The organism is Sphingomonas sp. Leaf67 (assembly GCF_001421965.1).
In the GTDB taxonomy this organism is placed as follows: Bacteria; Pseudomonadota; Alphaproteobacteria; order Sphingomonadales; family Sphingomonadaceae; genus Sphingomonas.
On the sequence record NZ_LMLP01000005.1, the window covers coordinates 25,627 to 44,015 of the forward strand.

General features: G+C 66.4%; 13 protein-coding genes. 8 read left to right on the forward strand and 5 right to left on the reverse strand.

Annotated features, from left to right (window positions below; translation table 11 throughout):
- Nucleotides 1–35: 35 nt before the first annotated feature.
- Entirely contained in the window at nt 36–2,054 is a 2,019-nt protein-coding gene (locus ASE90_RS07090; protein ID WP_055998306.1) for a right-handed parallel beta-helix repeat-containing protein, read from the reverse strand.
- A 98-nt stretch (nt 2,055–2,152) separates the two neighbouring features.
- Here ASE90_RS07090 and ASE90_RS07095 point away from each other — a divergent pair, with 98 nt between their 5' ends.
- The gene (locus ASE90_RS07095) at nt 2,153–3,784 is read left to right on the forward strand and encodes a glycoside hydrolase family 28 protein (protein WP_055998309.1); all 1,632 of its coding nucleotides are present in this window, start codon (nt 2,153–2,155) and stop codon (nt 3,782–3,784) included.
- 46 nt (nt 3,785–3,830) lie between these two features.
- Here the strand turns inward: ASE90_RS07095 and ASE90_RS07100 are convergent, their stop codons facing one another.
- The 3 genes from ASE90_RS07100 to ASE90_RS07110 all read right to left on the reverse strand — a co-directional run bounded on the left by ASE90_RS07100 (nt 3,831) and on the right by ASE90_RS07110 (nt 9,079).
- A complete protein-coding gene (locus tag ASE90_RS07100; protein ID WP_055998312.1) occupies nt 3,831–6,581 on the reverse strand; it encodes a TonB-dependent receptor in 2,751 nt (916 codons plus the stop codon).
- Between the two features lie 81 nt (nt 6,582–6,662).
- The gene (locus ASE90_RS07105) at nt 6,663–7,928 is read right to left on the reverse strand and encodes an MFS transporter (RefSeq protein WP_235519727.1); all 1,266 of its coding nucleotides are present in this window, start codon (nt 7,926–7,928) and stop codon (nt 6,663–6,665) included.
- Entirely contained in the window at nt 7,925–9,079 is a 1,155-nt protein-coding gene (locus ASE90_RS07110; protein ID WP_055998315.1) for a mandelate racemase/muconate lactonizing enzyme family protein, read from the reverse strand. Before ASE90_RS07110 ends, ASE90_RS07105 begins: the two co-directional genes overlap by 4 nt.
- 150 nt (nt 9,080–9,229) lie before the next feature.
- On the opposite strand from ASE90_RS07110, the gene ASE90_RS07115 reads away from it, so the two are divergent.
- The 5 genes from ASE90_RS07115 to ASE90_RS07135 are packed head-to-tail and all read left to right on the forward strand — an operon-like array spanning nt 9,230 to nt 12,956.
- A complete protein-coding gene (locus tag ASE90_RS07115; RefSeq protein WP_055998318.1) occupies nt 9,230–9,970 on the forward strand; it encodes a FadR/GntR family transcriptional regulator in 741 nt (246 codons plus the stop codon).
- Nucleotides 9,931–10,806, forward strand: coding sequence for an amidohydrolase family protein (locus tag ASE90_RS07120; protein ID WP_235519729.1), 876 nt, complete (start codon nt 9,931–9,933; stop codon nt 10,804–10,806). Before ASE90_RS07115 ends, ASE90_RS07120 begins: the two co-directional genes overlap by 40 nt.
- Before the next feature lie 32 nt (nt 10,807–10,838).
- Entirely contained in the window at nt 10,839–11,858 is a 1,020-nt protein-coding gene (locus ASE90_RS07125; RefSeq protein ID WP_235531703.1) for an aldo/keto reductase, read from the forward strand.
- Between the two features lie 16 nt (nt 11,859–11,874).
- Nucleotides 11,875–12,603 (forward strand): SDR family oxidoreductase, encoded by a 729-nt coding sequence (locus ASE90_RS07130; protein ID WP_055998325.1) that lies wholly within the window; start codon nt 11,875–11,877, stop codon nt 12,601–12,603.
- Nucleotides 12,600–12,956, forward strand: coding sequence for an L-rhamnose mutarotase (locus ASE90_RS07135; RefSeq protein ID WP_055998328.1), 357 nt, complete (start codon nt 12,600–12,602; stop codon nt 12,954–12,956). The genes ASE90_RS07130 and ASE90_RS07135 overlap by 4 nt, the downstream gene beginning before the upstream one ends.
- Before the next feature lie 30 nt (nt 12,957–12,986).
- Here the strand turns inward: ASE90_RS07135 and ASE90_RS07140 are convergent, their stop codons facing one another.
- The gene (locus ASE90_RS07140; protein WP_162235064.1) at nt 12,987–15,617 is read right to left on the reverse strand and encodes a glycoside hydrolase family 2 TIM barrel-domain containing protein; all 2,631 of its coding nucleotides are present in this window, start codon (nt 15,615–15,617) and stop codon (nt 12,987–12,989) included.
- A 122-nt stretch (nt 15,618–15,739) separates the two neighbouring features.
- Here ASE90_RS07140 and ASE90_RS07145 point away from each other — a divergent pair, with 122 nt between their 5' ends.
- Together ASE90_RS07145 and ASE90_RS07150 are read left to right on the forward strand one after the other, a co-directional pair.
- Complete coding sequence (locus ASE90_RS07145) at nt 15,740–16,609, forward strand: fumarylacetoacetate hydrolase family protein (protein ID WP_055998334.1); 870 nt, start codon at nt 15,740–15,742, stop codon at nt 16,607–16,609.
- A gap of 32 nt (nt 16,610–16,641) precedes the next feature.
- Nucleotides 16,642–18,018 (forward strand): glycoside hydrolase family 28 protein, encoded by a 1,377-nt coding sequence (locus ASE90_RS07150; protein ID WP_162233648.1) that lies wholly within the window; start codon nt 16,642–16,644, stop codon nt 18,016–18,018.
- Nucleotides 18,019–18,389: the final 371 nt, after the last annotated feature.

The following is an 18,389-nucleotide window of genomic DNA, read 5'->3' on the forward strand; positions in this document are numbered from 1 at the left end:
AGGGAAACCGGGGCGAACCGGTTACGTCGTAACGATCATCGCCGCACGCCGGCACGCGCGATCACCGCCTGCGCCTCGACCGGCCAGTCGCTGTCGGGCACGAGAATGTTGTCGCGCGCGACGTTGCCGATCTCGCGCAGCCAGCGGCCGCCGGTCGTGCTGGAATTATGCCAGTTGCCGGTCGCGAGATTGTCGGTCGAGATGCGCCGCCGGAACATCTTGCCGGCGGTATTGATGTTCAGCCATTTGCCGCGCGTCTCGACGACGTTGCCGGTCACGTTGAAATGCTTGCTGCCTTCGTCGAGGTAGATCGCGATCTTGCCGTCGATGTCGAAGATGTGGTTGCCGCGCACGATCGCGTTCGGGTTGGCCGACAGATTGTAGATCGCGCCGCCGTCCATGAACCATGTCTTTACGCCATGGATGCGGTTGTACTCGACCAGCGTGTCGCGCAGCGTCGTCGGCGCCGCATAGCGGACGTTGTGGACATAGCCCTTCTGGTTCTCGTCGTAGTTCGGGTTGCCGCCGACGTCGTTATAGCCCCAACCCCACCCGACCGCGATACCGTCATACGGCGCGTCGCTGACGTCGTTGTGGGCGATGCGCGCGCCGCTGACATAGGTCGTCAGGATCGCGGCATTGTCCTTGTAATCCTGGCTGACCGAGGCGACGACATTGTCCTCGATCACCAGATCGCGGTTGATGAGCGCGGGGTCGCCGGGATGATGCGCGTCAACGCGCACGCCGCCGGCCATGATCGCGCTGCCCGATACGACGGCGAAATGGTTGCGCGCCACCCGGATACGCGCGGTGGCGAGGCCGATGCCGCTCAGGTTCGCGGTTGCGTCATTGCCGATGCCCAGCGCGACCTGTCCGATCTGGGTGAAGCGATTGCCCTCGAAACTCACGTCGCGCGCTGCGGCGACCTGAACGGCGGCGGGCATCTGGTGCCATTTCTGGCGCATCGATTCGAACTCGACGCAGCCCCAGCCGCAGCGCTGCCACGCATCCTTCGGCCGGATCGGCGATACGTCGGACAGGAACGCCCCGCTCTGCTGATTGGCATAGCCGTTGGGACGCGACGGCCCCATCCAGCTCGTGTACGAAAAGCGCAGACCTTTGAACGCCAGCCGCTCGACCGGCGCGGCGGGCGTGCCGGCGATCGACACCAGCGCTTCGAGCCGGGGCAGCACCACGTTCAGCCGCGTAATATCGTCGTCCTGCGCGATCCGCAGGTAAAGCTTGCCCTCCTGCGGATCTAGGAACCATTGATAGGGTTTGGCATGCCAGTCGTTGGCCTTGCCGATGAACTCGAGCGCGTTGACGAGGAACAGGCGTGAATCCGCCGGAAAGATCGGCTGGGTGATCGTGTCGTAGCCCCAGCTATTATTGTCCCACGCCGGCTGGTGCATCGTCACGCGGCGGCCGGCGATCGACTGCACCGGCGAATAGCGGTCGGTGAAGAAGCCGGTCGCTTCCACCTCCATCCGGTCGGGGCGCTTCACCATGGCGACATAGGCCAGATCGGGGCTGACGATATCGAAGCCGGTCGCCGAGAACGCCACGTCGCGGGCCTTGATCTCGACCCACGGCCGTTCGGCGAGTTGGTCGTCAACCCATAGCTGGCGCGCGTCCACCCCCTTGGGAACGTCGGCGACCCAGATGTGGCGATCGGCATCGTGCAGGCGAAAACCGCGCACCGCCATGCCGCCCGACAGCACGGGCCGCGCGCCATCCGCCGCACGCCATTCGACCCGGTGCGCCGCCCGCCCGCCATCGGCGGCGGTGAAGCGCAACGGCCGGTCGAGCGCATAGGTCCCGTCGGCCAGCACGACTGTCACGTCGCCACCGGTGCTGGCCACCCGGACCAGCGCCTGCGCACGTTCGAGCGACCGCACCGGGCGGGTCGCGCTGCCGGTCGCGCGGTCGTTGCCGTCGGGGGCGACATGGATCACCGCCTGCGCCAGCGCACTATCGCTTGCCAGCAATCCCGCCAGGGCCAGCGTGACGCACGCCGTCGCACGGCGGCGCGGTCGGGGGGCACCAGCGTTCATCGTTCCTGCTCCTCGGCGCGGTGTCCTCCCCGCCTCTATACATATGATGTCCTATGTTTAAACGGGTTGCAAGACTGTGTTTTACGCGGAGAAGTTTCGTGATTCCAACGCCCGTCGCCGTCGACCGCCGGTTCGTCCTGTCCGCCGCCTGTGCGACGCTGGTCACCGCCGGCCTTGCCGATCGGGCGCAGGCGGTGGCCGCCGGCATGTTCGAGGACGTCCGCCGCCACGGCGCGCGCGGCAACGGCACCACGATCGACAGCCCGGCCATCAACCGCGCGATCGCGGCGGCGGCACGGCGCGGCGGCGGGACCGTCGTGGTGCCCCCCGGGCGCTATCTGTGCTTCACGCTGCGGCTGCGCGACAATATCGCGCTGGTGCTGTCGGCGGGCGCGACGATCGTCGCCGCCGATCCCGCCGTCCATGGCGCCCACTACGACCCGCCGGAAAACTATCTGGAGGAACAGTTTCAGGATTTCGGCATCACCCATGTCCACAACAGCCTGATCCGGGGCGACGGGCTAACGAACATCGCGATTCTCGGCCCCGGCCAAATCCACGGACCGGGGCTGGACCGGGAAGGCCCCGGCGACCGCTGGCACGGCCGCGCCGGGTTCCGCTCGGCCGCTGCGCTCGGCGTGTCGCCGCGCGACCTCGCGCTGCGCGACCCGGCGGAACGCCTGGCGGTGGGCCGCGCGAACAAGGCGATCGGCTTGATGCGTTGCCACGGCGTCCGCCTCGACGGGTTCTCCATCCTTCAGGGCGGGCATTTCGCGGTCATCGCCCATGGCTGCACCGGCATGCAGATCACCGGGCTGGTGATCGATACCGACCGCGACGGCATCGACATCGATGCCTGCCGCGACGTCCGTATCCTGAACTGCACGGTCAACGCGCCCAAGGACGACGCGATCGTCCTGAAGAGCAGCTATGCGCTGGGCCGCGCGGTGCCGTGCGAGGATATTCTCGTTTCGGGCTGCAAGACCAGCGGCTATGCGATGGGGTCGCTGCTCGACGGCAGCTATCGTCGCTCGGACTATCGGTCGCCCGACGGCCTCGGCGTGCTGGGGCGGATCAAGCTGGGCACCGAGAGCAACGGCGGTTTTCGCGGCGTGCGGATCAACGACTGCCTTTGTACCAACAGTCGCGGCATCCTGATTGGCATTGTCGACGGCGGCACGCTGGAGGATGTGACGGTATCGGGCATCGTCCTGCGCGATCCGGTCAACCATCCGCTGTTCGTCCATCATGCGGCACGGATGCGCGCGCCGCGCGGCACCCCGGTCGGCCGCGTCCGCCGCATCCGGTTCGAGGATATCACGATATCGGGCGCGAACCCGCGCTTCGCCTGCGGCGTGGAGGGGATCGCCGATGCCCCGATCGAGGACGTGACGTTTCGCGGACTGGACATCACGACGCACGGCGGCGGCACCGTGGAGGACGCCCGGCGAACCCCGCCCTATCGTCGCGAAACCAGCCTGGAGGTGAGCTACCTCGGCACGCTGCCCGCCGCCGGCCTCTATGCCCGCCATGCCCGGCGCCTGACGATCCGCGACATCACGCTGCGCACCGAACGGCCCGACGAGCGGCCGGTGATCGCGTTGCGGGACGTGGTCGGCGCCAACGTCGACGGCATCGCCTCGCCGATGCGACGCGATGCCGTGGTAGGTGCGCTCGACAGCCGGAACGTCGCGCTGGGCGACACGGTGACGCTCGACGATCGATCCTGAGCGACCCGCCCCCTGCCCCGGCACCGGCCGGGACAGGGCATGCGGATCAGAAGCGGACCCGCACGCCGGCCGAGACGCGGCGGCCAGTCTGGCGATATTCCTTGGTGCGGTTCTCGCTCACCGAATAGATGAACTCCTTCGCGCTGTTCAGGTTGATCGCATCGGCGAACACCGTGAAGTGCGATCCGACGTCATAGGACAGGCTGACGTCGAGCTGGCCATAGGCGTCGAAATATTCCGGCTCGCCGTTGCGGCCCGAGGCGACCTGCAGGAAATTGTCGCGATAGGTATAGGCTGCGCGCGCCGAGAGGCCGTATTTCTCGTAGAAGCCGACGAGGCTGTACGAATATTTCGACAGCCCCTCCAGCCCGAACGACACGTTGGCGACGGTGTTGGTATAGTTCGCGTCGGACTCGGTATAGTTGAAGCTGGTCTGGACGCCGAACCCGTCGAACGGTGCCGGCAGCCAGTTGTCGAACGACTGGCGATAGCCAACCTCGAACCCCTTGACCTTGGCACCGTTGCCGTTGCCCGGCACCGTCACCTGGAACGATACCTGGTCGACCACCTGCGCCGTCGTCACCAGCGTCACGAAGGATTCGATATCCTTGTAGAACACGGCGGCGTTCAGCAGCGAATTGGGGGCGAAATACCATTCCGCGCCCAATTCGGCCTGCTTGGCACGGAACGGTTGCAGGTCGGGGTTACCGCGACGGATCGTCTCGTTGCCCGGGTTCGTCTGGATCGTCTGGCGCGGCGACAGGTCGGACAGAGTCGGGCGGGTGATGACCTTGGACGCCGCGAAGCGCAGCAGCAGCCGTTCGGTCAGCGACAGGCGGGCGTTGATCGATGGCAACCAGTCGTCGTACTTGCCACGGAAGCCGACCGGGACGACCGGCGACACGGTGATGATGTTCTGCCCCGCTCCGTTGGGTCGCGCGCTCAGCACGGTGCGCGACGCGCCGGACGAGGTATAGTCGGTATTCTCGTAGCGCAGCCCGACGTTGATCGCGAGCGGCATGTCGCCGATCCGGGTGTCGAGCGCCCCCATGACATAGCCGATCTTCACCTTCTCATCGACCACCGACGACGCGGCGGGGGAGAAGACCGCCGGGTTGAACGTCTTGCCGTCCTGCGCGGCGAACTGGTCGATCGTCTGCACCAGCTCGCGCGGGTTGTAGATCAGCCAGTCGCGGATGATGTCGCCGCCCTCGCCCTTGAAGAAATTGCGGTTCGTCGGCTGGAACAGCGATTGCGGCAGTACGCGGTTGGAGTCGCAATAGGCGCATTGCTCGGCGAACGAGGTTTCGTCGGCGGTGATTGTCTTGATCCGGCTCTGCGCCAGTGCGCCGACCGACAGGGTGAACGGCCCGTTGCCCGGCTTCCAGTCGACGTCGGCGCGATATTCCTCGATCTCGTCGTCGATGTCGGACCCGCCGCCCCAGATATAGTAATGCGCGGTGATCCCCTGCGGATTGGTCGCGGCATTGGCGTAGGTCGGGCTGCTGAACGCATATTGATAGATCGGGCTGCCGCCGCGCCGATCGAACGACAGGTTGACGTTCTTGCGCCGGATGGTGGTGAACAGGTTGTTCTCCTTGCCCCGGCGGCGCGCGTCGGACAGCGACCCGTCGAGCCGGACGCGCAGGGCGTCGGTCGGCTTCCAGTCGACGTTGATGCCGAACTGGTCGGTGGTCACGTCGCGGTCGTCATACTGGATGATCTGGTCGACGAAACCGCCGGTATAGCGCTGGAACACCGCCTCGCCGCCTTCGACCACCTGTTCGGCGAGGATGCCGCCGGCGAAGTCGTAGGCGAGGCCGGTCTGCTGTTCGACGAAGCGCGCCTTGGAATACAGGCCGTCGATCGTGACGGTGAACTTGTCGCTCGGCCGCATCTGAACCGAGGCGTTGACGCCCCAGCGGGTCAGTTCGCGTTCGAAGAAGAACGGCGACAGGTTCGAGGGCATCGAGATGCCGGTGAATGGTGCCACGCCCGCGCCGATCCGGCCGCTGCGCACCCCGTTCAGGTTATAATAGGAGTCGGTGCTGGAGCGGCGGACATGGCCCGCGCCGATCGTGAATTCGTCGATCCGGTTTTCCTGTTTGGAATAGACGCCGGCCAGCGCCACGCCGAAGGTGCCGGCATCGTTCTTCCAACTGCCGACCGCCGATACTTCGGGATTATAGGTGTCAGCCAGTTCGGAATACATGCCGCCGGCCGATCCGGCGAACTTGACGCCGCGCTTGCCGTCCAGCGGGCGCAGCGTGCGCACGTCGACCGTCGCGCCGATCGACGCGCCGTTGATGTTGGCCTGCGGCGATTTGTAGACGTCGGCGCCGGAGATGATTTCGGACGGCAGCACGTCGAACGAGAATTCGCGGCCGTTGTTGTCGGTGGCGAGCGTGCGGCCGTTGACGGTGACGGCGTTGAACTTCGGCCCAAAGCCGCGGACGGTGACGAACCGCCCCTCGCCGCGATTGCGCTCGATCGTGACGCCGCTGACGCGCTGGAGCGATTCGGCGACGTTGTTGTCGGGCAGCTTGCCCAGATCCTCGGCAACGATCGAATCGACCACGCCCACCGAATTGCGCTTGATGTCGATGGCGGCACGTTCGGCGGCGCGAATGCCGGTGACGACAATGTCCTCGGGCTGGCTGGTCTCGCCCTCGCCGGCGGGGCTGGCGACCGGCACCGGATCGACGGTCTGCGCGGCAGCGGCGCTGCCCAGAACGAGCGCGCTGAGCGCTGGAGCCGCCAACAGGCAGGTACGCAAACGACGGGCCGATAACGCCATGATAACCCTCTCCCTTTTTATCTTTTCCCGCTTTGACCACGAAATATCATCAGTGTCAAATGATGATAATACGTATTACCTTTAGCGAACCGACCTGATGGGAAGGATGCACAACGCCGATCCGAACACGAACAAGATCGCGGCGACGAAGATGGTGCGATAGTCGCCGCCGGTCAGCCCGAGCAGTGTCGCGGCCATCACCGGGCTGATGATCTGCGGAATGTTGACGGCGGTGGTCAGCACGCCGAGATCGCGCCCCTCGTCGCCCAGCGCGCTTTGCGGCAGCACCTGCGTCATCAGCGCGATGTCGATCGACATGAACATGCCGTAGCCGACCCCGATGACGGCGGCGTAGATCCACATACCCGTCATCGACGGCAGCGCCAGCGGGGCGACCATCGCGCATCCCATGATGAGGCTGCCGAGGATCACGAACGGCTTGCGCCGCTGCATCCGGTCCGACAGCCATCCCGACAGCAGCGACGACGCGACCAGACAGACCAGGGTGACGATCGCCATGTTGGCGATCGCGACGTTCGATTCGCCGTCGCCCAGCCGGATATAGTCGCGCAGGATATACAGCAGATAGGCCGCGACCGCCTGATACCCCATGTAGATCGTGAAGCGGCTAAGGAACGCCCACGCGAAGTCGGGGTGTTTGACGGGGCTGATCCAGAAGCCGCGCACGAATTCGCCCCACCGGATCGGACGATGCGGCGCGCGCGCGCTCGACGGTTCGCGGTTGAGCAGAACGAACGCTAGCCCGGATACCGCGACGGCGGCGGCGAACAGGCCGTACGCCAGCACCGCCTGCCCTGCGAGATAGCCCGCGACGACGGTGCCGGCGGTCAGTCCTGCGGTCATGCCCGCGCCGACGATGCCCGACACGTTGCCGCGCACTTCGGAGGCGAAGCGGTCGGCGATCAGCGTCGTCATCGCCGGCTGCATCGAATTATAGGCGACGGCGGCCATCACCCACAGCACGATCAGCGACCAGAAGCTGGTCATCAGCGACACGCCGAACAGCGCGAGCGATCCGAACAGCGATCCGATCGCGATCCATGGCGCGCGCCGCCCCCAGCGACTGCGCGTCCGGTCGGACAGCGCGCCCGCGATCGGCGTCGCCAGTGTCGAGAAGATCGAGGTGATGGCGAATAGCAGCGCGAGGTTGTTCGCCTTGTTCCCCACGTCCAGTTCCGCGATCTGGTTGGGCAGCAGGACGCCGAGGACGCCACTGTACAACGCCATCAACAGGAAGAAATTGACCATCAGTGAAAGCTGCAACCGCCGCCGCGCGCTGCCGGCGACATAGGGCGACGGGGCCGATGTAGGATTCGGCAGGGTCAACGGACCACCTCCGTATCGGGAACCAGCCGCAACCCGGCCTCGCGCGGGCGGCGGTGCGGGCCGCCGTTGGTGTTCCAGCTCCCGTCGGCCCGGTCGCGCGCGATCCGCGCCTCGTCCACGACGATGCCCAGCCCCGGCCGGTCGCCCAACACGATGCCGCCGTCGGCAATGTCCTGATCGATATCGAGGCCGGCGGGCCATTGCAGGTCCTGAACCTCGATCCCGATCATGTTCGGCACCGCCGCCGCCGCATGCGCGATGGGATTGCCGTCATAGCCGACCGGCGACACCGGCAGGTCGCGGACATGCGCGGCGATGGCGACGCGCTGGAAATGGGTGATGCCCCACACGCTGCCCGCCTGCACCACATCGACCGCGCGGGCATCGAGCAGCGGCGCGAACTGTTCCAGCCCAGTCAGATTCTCGCCGGTCGCCACCGCGCAGCGCGCAGCGCGCGACACCGCCGCCAGCCCGTGCGTGTCCCAGCGGCGGACCGGTTCCTCTATCCACGTCAGGTCGATGCCGGCCGCCTCGATCTCGGCCAGATGGCGGACCGCCTGCTTGCAGTTCCAGCTCTCGTTGACGTCGAGCATCAGCGCGGGCGCGACGCTGTTGCCGGCCATGATCGTGCGGACCTGCTTCAGCCGGCGGATATCGCGCGCGAGGTCGCGACCGCCCTTGATTTTGGCGGCGCTGAACCCGCGCTCGGCGAAGCGCGCGTACAGCGCGGCGAAGCCGTCGTCGTCCAGCCCGTAGCACAGTCCCGAGGCATAGCCGCGCACGAACCGGTCGGCGGCACCCAGCGTGCGCCACAGCGGTTCGTCCGCCATCTTCGCCTTCAGGTCCCACAACGCCATGTCGATCGCGGCGACCGCGCCATAGGTCAGCCCGGCATGGCCGCTCTTGAACACGTGCGAGAGCATGCTGTCGTACAGTGCGGGCGCGGCGCGCGGGTCCTGCCCCTCCACCGCGCCGAACACGCGGGCGATATCGGCATGCTGGCCCAGCCCCACGCCCTCCAGCCCGGCATCGGTTTCGAGAATCAGGATCGGCACGTCAGTGACGCCGGATGCGATCACGCCGTTCACGTCGCCGACCGGGCGTCCCCAATCATGCGAAGTGACAAGGCTGCGATAGCCGGTTACTTTCATCCAAGCCCTCCCCCAAGCCGACAGACCGACCTGTGGCAGACAAACATATTACGTATTATCTTTCAGCTTGGCAAGGCGTTGACGAAGCCGTGCCGACCGGGCCACCTGTGCGACCATGTCCATCCCATTGTGCAACGAGACGCGACACCCATGACCGATATCCTGCCTGCGGAATCGCTTCGTATCCGCCGTCGCCCCCGCCTTGCCGAAGCGGTGGTCGAGGATCTGGTGAAGGCGATCGTGACCGAAACCTATCCGGCTGGCACCGCGCTGCCGCCCGAGGGGATGCTGGGCGAGATGTACGGGGTCAGCCGCACGGTGATCCGCGAGGCGACGATGGCGCTGACCGAAAAGGGGCTGGTGGTATCGCAGCAGGGCCGTGGCACGATCGTGCGCGATTCCGGCGCATGGGGCATGCTCGACCCGATGATCCTCGGCGCGCTGTTCCAGCGGGAGGACGGGCTGGCCTATCTCGACAACCTGTCGGAGATACGCTCGCTGCTCGAAGGGGCGATGGCCGCGAAGGCCGCCGAACGCCGCACGCCCGAGGCGGTCGAGGAACTGACCGGACAGATGGCGAAGCTGGAACGGCTGATCCCGCACCCGGCCGCCTATGTGCATGAGGATGTGGCGTTCCATGACATCGTGATGCGGATTTCGGGCGACAAGCTGAGCAAGGCGGTGATCGACGGCGTGCAGGCCGAGGCGCTGCGCAATCATGGCTATAGCGGCAAGCTGAACGTCGAGCATGTCCGCGAAACCCATGCCGCGCACGAAGCGATCTACGAAGCGATCGTGCGCGGCGATCCCGAGGGGGCCTCGCGGGCGATGCGCGACCATATCGAAACGTCGTGGGCACGCCGCCGCGCTGCCCGCAAGCCGCGCCGCTGACCGTCACGATGCGCATCTTCGATTCGCATGTCCATTTCTGGCAAATTGGTGGTCCGGGACAGTCCTGGCCCGATGCCGAATGGCCTGCGCTGTACCGCGATTTCCTGCCCCCCGACCTGCAAGCAGAAACAAGCGGGCTGAACCTGACCGGTTGCGTGCTGGTCCAGTCGCAGCCCGACGACCGCGATACCGACTGGATGCTGACCCTCGACGACCCATCGATCCGGGGCATCGTGGGTTGGGTCGAGCTGTCGGCGGCGGATGCGCCGGAGCGTATCGCCACCCTCGCCCGCGACCCCCGGCTGCGCGGATTGCGCCCGATGTTACAGGGGATCGCCGATTCCGAATGGATGCTGCGCGCGGACCTTTCCCCGGCGATCGAGGCGATGATCGCCCACGACCTGCGCTTCGACGCGCTGGTCGAACCAAGGCACCTGCCCCTCCTCCACCGCTTCGCGACGCGCTGGCCTGCGCTGTCGATTGTCATCGACCATGGCGCGAAACCGCACGCGGCGCGGGGCGAACTCGATCCGTGGCGCGCCGACATCGCCGCGCTGGCGCTGCTGCCAAACCTGTGGTGCAAGCTGTCGGGGCTGCGCACCGAACAGGCGGTAGGGCAGACCTCTGCCTCGCTACGCCCCTATGTCGCGCATCTCGTGGCGTGTTTCGGCGACCGGTTGATGTGGGGCAGCGACTGGCCGGTACTGCGCCATGCTGGCGACAGCTATGCCGACTGGATCGCGGCGACGATCGATCTGATCGGCGCAACCACGTCCGATGGGGTCGCGCGGCTGTTCGAAGGTGCCGCCCGCGAGTTTTACGCCATTGACGTATGACGTATGATGTTATTTAGCGGACGGAACGTCTGTTGGAGCGCGTCATGGTCGATTTCGGTACGATGGGGCCTTTGGGGTTCGGCGCGGCATCGATCGGCAACCTGTATCGTTCGGTCCCCGATCGCGACGCCGCCGCGACGCTGCGCACCGCATGGGATGCCGGGCTGTGCTACATCGACACGGCGCCGCATTACGGCTTCGGCCTGAGCGAGAAGCGCGTCGGCCACGCGCTGGCCGAACTCGATCCGGGTGGGGAGGCGATCGTTTCGACCAAGGTCGGGCGACGGCTAGATCGCGTCGCGCCGGGGACCGATTTGTCGGTAGTGCGGCAGGCGTTCGTGACGCCCGAACCGTTCGAGAGCGTGTTCGATTACAGCTATGACGCGGTGATGCGATCCTATGACGCCAGTCGGATACGGCTGCGGCGCGACCGGATCGATATCCTCTATGTCCATGATCTGGGCGCGATGGCGCATGGCAGTGATCATCCCCGCCGCTTCGCAGAATTCATGGAAGGCGGATATCGCGCGCTGCGCGAACTGCGCGACGGCGGCGCAGTGGACGCGATCGGTCTGGGCGTCAACGAGACACGGGTGTGCGAGGAGGTGCTGGCGGTCGGCGAGATTGACGTCGTACTGCTCGCCGGGCGCTACACGCTGCTCGAACAGGATGCGCTCGAAACCTTCCTGCCGCTGTGCGAGGCGCGCGACGTCAGGATCGTGCTGGGTGGTCCGTATAATTCCGGCATTCTCGCCAAGGGCGTGCGCCATGGCGGCGAGGTGCAGTATGACTACCAGCCGGCCCCGCCCGCGATCGTCGCGCGGGTCGGCGCGATCGAGGATCTGTGCGTGGCGCATGGCGTGCCGCTGGCCGCCGCCGCGCTGCAACTGCCGCTGGCGCACCGCAAGGTCGTGTCGGTCATCCCCGGCATGGCCAGCCCGCACCAGGTGACACAAGCGACCGCGCTGATCGACACCGCGATCCCCCAGGCGCTGTGGCGCGACCTAAAGGACCATGGCCTGATCCGGGCCGACACCCCCGTTCCTCTATAACGAAAGACCACCTCCAATGCGCCTTGCAGGCAAGACCGCCGTCATCACCGCCGCCGCCCAAGGCATCGGCCGCGCCGCCGCCGAATTGTTCGTCGCCGAAGGCGCGCGGGTGATCGCCGCCGACATCAACGCCGAAGCGCTCGCCACGCTGACGGGATGCGAGACGGTGGCGCTCGACCTGCGCGACGCGGCGGCGATCGCCGCTTTCGGCGGGCGGGTGGGCGCAATCGACATCCTGTTCAACTGCGCCGGGTTCGTCCATGCCGGCACGATCCTCACGACCGACGAGGCGGATTTCGACTTCTCGTTCGATCTGAACATCCGCTCAGCCTATCGCATGATTCGGGCCTTCCTGCCGGCGATGATCGCGCAGGGGCACGGGTCGATCGTCAACATGGCGTCAGTGGCGGGATCGATCATCGCCGTGCCCAACCGCTTCGCCTATGGCGCGTCGAAGGCGGCGGTCATCGGCCTCACCAAATCGGTCGCGCAGGATTTCGTCGGACAGGGCATCCGCTGCAACGCGATCTGCCCCGGCACGGTGCAGTCGCCCTCGCTCGACGAGCGGCTGGCCGCCACCGGCGACGCCGACAAGGCCCGCGACGAATTCGTCGCGCGGCAACCAATGGGCCGCATCGGCGCCGCGCGCGAGATCGCTGAGCTGGCGCTGTATCTCGCCAGCGACGCATCGTCCTACACCACCGGCACCGCGCAGGTGATCGACGGCGGCTGGACCAACGCATGACGACGCGCATCTGCCTCGCGCTCGACCTTGTCGACGATGCCGCGCTGATCGCCGAATATGAACACTGGCACCGGGTCGGCAACACCGACCCGGCAGTGACCCGGTCGATCCGCGATGCCGGAATCGCCGACATGCAGATCTGGCGCGCGGGCAACCGGTTGTTCATGGTGATCGAGGCGGAAGAACACTACGACCCGGCGGCAAAGGCCGCCGCAGATGCCGCCAATCCGGCGGTCGTCGCCTGGGTCGCCAAGATGCTGCGCTTCCAGCAACCGATCCCGGCCGCCGGCCCCGATGGCTCCTGGTATCCGATGGACCGCATCTTCACGCTCGGTGACCACCCGGCGGCTTGATGGGGAGGGGCCCGCCCCCTCCCCCGGTCCTTACTGCGCAACGACGTCGATCGCCGAGACAATCGCCTCACCCACCACACCGTCGAACGACAGCGACAATCGCCCGTCGATTGACGTGGCGGGCAGCGTCACCGTCGTCGCGCGCAGCCCGCCGCGGGCGCGGGCCACCACGTCGATCCGTTGCGCCGCGCCATTCCCGGCCCGGACCGTGAACACCCGCTTGCCCGGTGCCGTCTCGGTCGGGTCGAACAGGTGCAACGTCACGCGGTAGCGCCCATCGGGCAGCGGCAGCGCGTAGCGAAACGCCTTGCCCGCGCGCCAACTGGCGTACAACCGGGGGTCGGCCGCGCCGGCGACGACCTTCGGTGCTTTGCGAGTCTGGTCGGCGGCATAGAGTTCGCGCTGATAGGGGTTGAGCGTATGGCCCAGCCCGCCATCGAAGAAATCGTCCGATCCGTAGCGGGTGCCATCGGCCAGCGTCACGCCCTCCAGCGTGCCGGTTCGGACGTGGATCGCGCGCTCCGGCCCGCCGTAGCGCAGGGTCATGGCGTCGCGCTGTCCGCCTGCGGTCACGACCACCATGTTCTCGCCCGACGACAGCCGCACGTCGGGCCACCCGCACACGCCGTCGCTGCACGTCGCGCTGCCGATCGACCGGCCGTTGACGGTCAGGTCGGCGCGCGCGGCGTTGGAATAGGCGCGGATATCGACCACCGGATAGGCGCGGTCGACATAGCGCCGCCCCGCCAGATACAGCACCGGCGTCTTGCTCCATGCCGCCTTGTAGAACCAAAAGGCGTCCTTCTTCACCGCCCGGTCGAACGTCACCAGCCCCTTGGTATTGATGTCGGTGCTGTCGCCTTCCTCGCGCAGGTCGCTGGTGGCGTCGAACATCTGCCAGACCCAGGTGCCCCACAGGAAATCGAGCGGTTTCAGCTCCTTCCACGACAGTTCGTGGACGGCCGCCTGCACTTCCTCGGCCTGCGGGCGGTAGATGCTCTCGATCTTGCCGCCATCGACATTGTCGGTGTGCTGTGTGATCGCGCCGCCCGCGCCATATTCACCGACACCGACCGGCAGCGCCGGATTTTCGCGGTGATAACCGCGCATCACCGCGCCCAGCCGCGTCGCATCTGCCACCCGGCCCGATACGTACCAGCCGTAATAGAGGTTGTAGGCCACCGTATCGGCGGTGCCGGCGGTGCGATCGCGCCCGTCGTCCGTCTCGCCCGGCAGCACCTCGCAACAGGCGGCGAGGGTGGTCGGCCGCGACGGGTCCTCGCGCTTGGCCACCGCGTCCAGCGCGCGCATCAACGGTCGCGCATTCGACGGGGTCAGGCCCTTCGACGCCCAGTTCGTAATCTCGTTGCCGATCGACCAGACCCCGACCGAGGGGTGGTTGTAGTTCTGGCGGATCAGCTCGACCATCTGCGCCTCGGCATTGGCCTTCATCGCGGGGGGCGTATCGGCCATGCCGGGGATCGAGGCGAGGTTCACCAGCCCCAGTTCGGCCCACAGCACCATGCCGTTGCGATCCGCCAGTTCGTAGAACGGCGCGGCATGGTTGTAATGCGCCAGCCGCACCGAATTGGCCCCCAGCTCCTCGATCAGCGCCATGTCCTGCGCATGGTCGGCGGCGCTCAATGCCCAGCCCTTCTCCTGCCGGTCCTGATGCCGATTGACGCCGCGCATCCGCAGCGGCGTACCGTTCAGGAGGAACCCCCGGTTCGGATCGACCGCGACGGTGCGCAGCCCGAGCGGCTGTTCCACCCGGTCGAGCACGCCGCGCCCGACGAGTTCGACGATCATGCGATAGAGATAGGGGTCGGCCATGCCGTTCCAGCGGCGTGGCCGTGCGATGGTCAGTGTCGCGCGCTCCTCGCTGTCCGCGCCGCGCGCCAGCCCTACCCTGCGTTCGTCGCGCGCCACCGTCCGCCCGGCGGCATCGACGATACGGGTCCGCAGCGTCATCGCGCCCGACGCGCCATCGTTGCGCAACCGGGTCCGCACCGCCACCCGCGCCACGCCATCGTCCAGCGCCACGACGCTGCCATAGACGCCCGGCCCACCGTGATCGAGCAGGTCGACATGCGCCCGATCGGTCACGATCATCGATACCGGGCGATACAGCCCGCCGTACATGAAGAAGTCGCCTGAAATAGGGACGACGAACTCGGTCGTGCTGCCCCGCTCCGGCTTCGCATTGTCGACCTTCACCGCCAGGACGTTCTCGCCCGGCAGCAGCGCGTCGGTGGCATCGAGGCGGAAGCGGCTGAACGCGCCCTCGTGCCGCCCCAGCTTGCGGCCGTTCAGCCAGACGTCGGCGATGATGCTGGCGGCATCGAACTGGAGATAGACGCGATTGCCCGCCGCTGCGGCCGGGGGCGTGAAGCGCAGGCGATACCAGCCGATTCCGCGCGTGGTGTTCGCATCGGCGCGGCGGGTGACGGCATAGTTGCCGACGCGGTTCCACGTATGCGGCACCGCCACCCGCTCCCAACCCGCATCGTCATGATCGCGCGCGGTCGCATCGCCCGGCACGTCGCCCAGGTGGAACCGCCACCCCTCACTCAGCACCGTTTCGGTCCGGGCGGACGCTGCGGTGGGCAGCCCCGCCATCAGCAGCACCAGCATCGCGACTACCAACCACCGCCCCGGCATCCTCATCTCCAGCCTTCACCGCCATTTGACGTATGACGTATTATGACTTAATCGTCTAAAGCTACCGGGATGGCAAGTAAACGGCGCATGGCCGCCACATCGCAAAAAAGGGGAACGTCCACATGAAGCTGTGTCGCTACGGCAGCCCGAATGCCGAAAAGCCCGGTGTCGTCGATGCCGACGGCCAGATCCGCGACCTGTCGGGCGTCGTCGCCGACCTTGCCGGCGACGTGCTGTCCCCCGCCTCGCTGGCGCGGCTTGCCGCGATCGATCCGGCCACGCTGCCGCTGGCGACCGGCGATCTGCGCTATGGCCCTCCGGTCGCGGGCACCCGCAAGTTCGTGGCGATCGGGCTGAACTATGCCGATCATGCTGCCGAATCGAACCTTCCCATTCCCGACGAACCCGTCGTGTTCAGCAAGTGGGTGAATTGCATCCAGGGGCCGAACGACCCGGTCATCATCCCCAAGGATTCGCGCAAGACCGACTGGGAAGTCGAACTGGGCGTCGTGATCGGCAGCCACGCCAGCCATGTGTCCGAGGCCGACGCGCTGGCCCATGTCGCGGGATATTGCGTCGTCAACGACGTGTCCGAACGGCACTGGCAGGCCGAACGCGGGCCGACGTGGGACAAGGGCAAGGGCTTCCCAACGTTCGGCCCGGTCGGCCCGTGGCTGGTGACGCCGGACGAAGCGGGCGATCCGCAGAGCCTGTCGATGTGGCTGTCGGTCAATGGCCGGTCGATGCAGGACGGGTCGAGCGCGACGATGATCTTCACCGTGGCGCAGATCATCGCCTATCTGTCGCAGTTCATGACGCTGGAACCCGGCGACATCATTACCACCGGCACGCCGCCCGGCGTTGGCTTGGGCCAGAAGCCCGAGCCCTGGTATCTGAAGCCGGGCGACGTCGTGACGCTCGGCATCGAACGGCTGGGTGAGCAGCGACAGGATTTCGTCGCATGGCAGGCCCCCGCCCCCCGGCTTGCCTGACGCTCCCGTCGATCCCGATCGGAGACGCTGCCATGCTCCCACGCCGCCACTTGTTGCGAACGATGGCGGGTGCCATGCCGCTGGTCGCCTTGCCCGGCACGGCGCTGGGGCAGCGGCGGCGGACGATCGACATCCGCGATCACGGGGCGGTCGGCGACGGCAGGACGCTCAACACCGCCGCGATCCAGCGTGCGATCGATGCCTGCGCCCGCGCCGGCGGCGGCATGATCGCGATACCCCAAGGGGTCTTCGTCAGCGGATCGATCGTTCTCCGCCCTGGCGTCGGCATGGAATTGCGGCGCGGCGCGGTGCTGAAGGGGTCGGCGTCGCTCGCCGATTATCCGCTGGTAATGCGCCGCTTCGTCGAAGTCTGGCCCGAACCGTTGCGCATGGCGCTCGTCAATGCCACGGGCAACCACGGCCTGCGCATCGTCGGCCCCGGCACGCTCGACGGACAAGGCGACCCCTTCTGGCGGAGGTTCTTCACCCTGCCCGATGAATATGTCGGCAAGGCCAAGGTGCAATATCATCTCCCGCAGCTCTGCTCGATCGAGGATTGTAACGACGTTCTGGTCAGCGGCGTGACATTCCGGGACCCGGCCTTCTGGAACCTCCATCTCTATCGCTGCCGCCGGGCGGTGGTCGAGGATTGCGGATTCGAGGTGCCCCATGTCATCCGGGCGCCGAGTAGCGACGGCGTCGACATCGATAGCTGCCAGGACGTGATCGTTCGCCGTTGCCGCTTCTCGGTCGACGACGATTGCATCGCGCTCAAAGGAACCCAGGGCGCCGGGGCCGCCGCCTACCTCGAAGCGCCGCCGGTCGAACGCATCCATATCCACGACTGCGTCTTCGAACATGGTCTGGGCTGCATCACCTATGGCAGCAACGCGACGGTGGTGCGCGACGTTCGCGTCGAACGGATCACCAATGTCGGCGACATTCCGACGATCCGGTTCAAGGTCCGTCCCGACACGCCGGGACAGGTATATGAGAAGCTGCGCGTCAAGGGCGTGCGGCTGGCCGAGGCACCGACTCCGGTCAACCGCTGGCACAACGGCGAGGTCTTCTACGGCACCGACATTCCCAATTTCAGCGTCAATGATCCCGCGATCGGCCTGATCGTCAACGCCCGCCTTACCCATGGATCGAAGGTCGCACCCCGGCAGCCGGGTGCGATCATCCGCGACATCATGATCGAGGATGTTCGCGGGACCACGCGCGGTTTCGGCACGATCTCGGGCAACCCGACGACTGCGATCAGCGACGTCCTGTTGCGAGACATCGACGTCCGGCTGACCGATCCTGTTCGAATGAAGCTGATCGCGCGCGATACCCGGAACGTCCGCATGGAAAACGTGCGGGTGAACGACGAACCGGGTAGGATCGTGCGGGATGACGACGGTTAACGGCGATCGCGTTCCGGACACGCGACGCCGCCATTAGAATTACAAAAACATGACGATCGCGACACATTCTGGCGGATAATTCGCAATCTCTACTTCGTAAGTCACAAGTAAAACTACTCTGAATTTACAGGAACACAGCCGATCACTCCACATTTTTATTCAAAGTAAATCTTAGAACATTTGCAGTAGAGAGAGATGGATCGTTCGTTTTGCCCCCCGGACGTTCGTTGGGCCAGGGTTTCTAACCATACAAAGTTCATGCCGGGTTGAACGACCCATGTGTGGACGGCCCTCCGTTGGCAAGTACGACATTCGCCTAGCATTGCTGGTTGGTGCGGCCATGTGTCCGACCTGTTGGTGCGACATGTAGC

Excerpts from the sequence above, each read along its gene's own strand:
- ASE90_RS07150 (WP_162233648.1), top strand. The coding sequence starts at position 16,642 with ATGCTCCCACGCCGCCACTTGTTGCGAACGATGGCGGGTGCCATGCCG.
- ASE90_RS07145 (WP_055998334.1), top strand. The coding sequence starts at position 15,740 with ATGAAGCTGTGTCGCTACGGCAGCCCGAATGCCGAAAAGCCCGGTGTC.
- ASE90_RS07090 (WP_055998306.1), bottom strand. The coding sequence starts at position 2,054 with ATGAACGCTGGTGCCCCCCGACCGCGCCGCCGTGCGACGGCGTGCGTC.
- ASE90_RS07140 (WP_162235064.1), bottom strand. The coding sequence starts at position 15,617 with ATGCCGGGGCGGTGGTTGGTAGTCGCGATGCTGGTGCTGCTGATGGCG.
- ASE90_RS07115 (WP_055998318.1), top strand. The coding sequence starts at position 9,230 with ATGACCGATATCCTGCCTGCGGAATCGCTTCGTATCCGCCGTCGCCCC.
- ASE90_RS07130 (WP_055998325.1), top strand. The coding sequence starts at position 11,875 with ATGCGCCTTGCAGGCAAGACCGCCGTCATCACCGCCGCCGCCCAAGGC.
- ASE90_RS07110 (WP_055998315.1), bottom strand. The coding sequence starts at position 9,079 with ATGAAAGTAACCGGCTATCGCAGCCTTGTCACTTCGCATGATTGGGGA.
- ASE90_RS07100 (WP_055998312.1), bottom strand. The coding sequence starts at position 6,581 with ATGGCGTTATCGGCCCGTCGTTTGCGTACCTGCCTGTTGGCGGCTCCA.
- ASE90_RS07135 (WP_055998328.1), top strand. The coding sequence starts at position 12,600 with ATGACGACGCGCATCTGCCTCGCGCTCGACCTTGTCGACGATGCCGCG.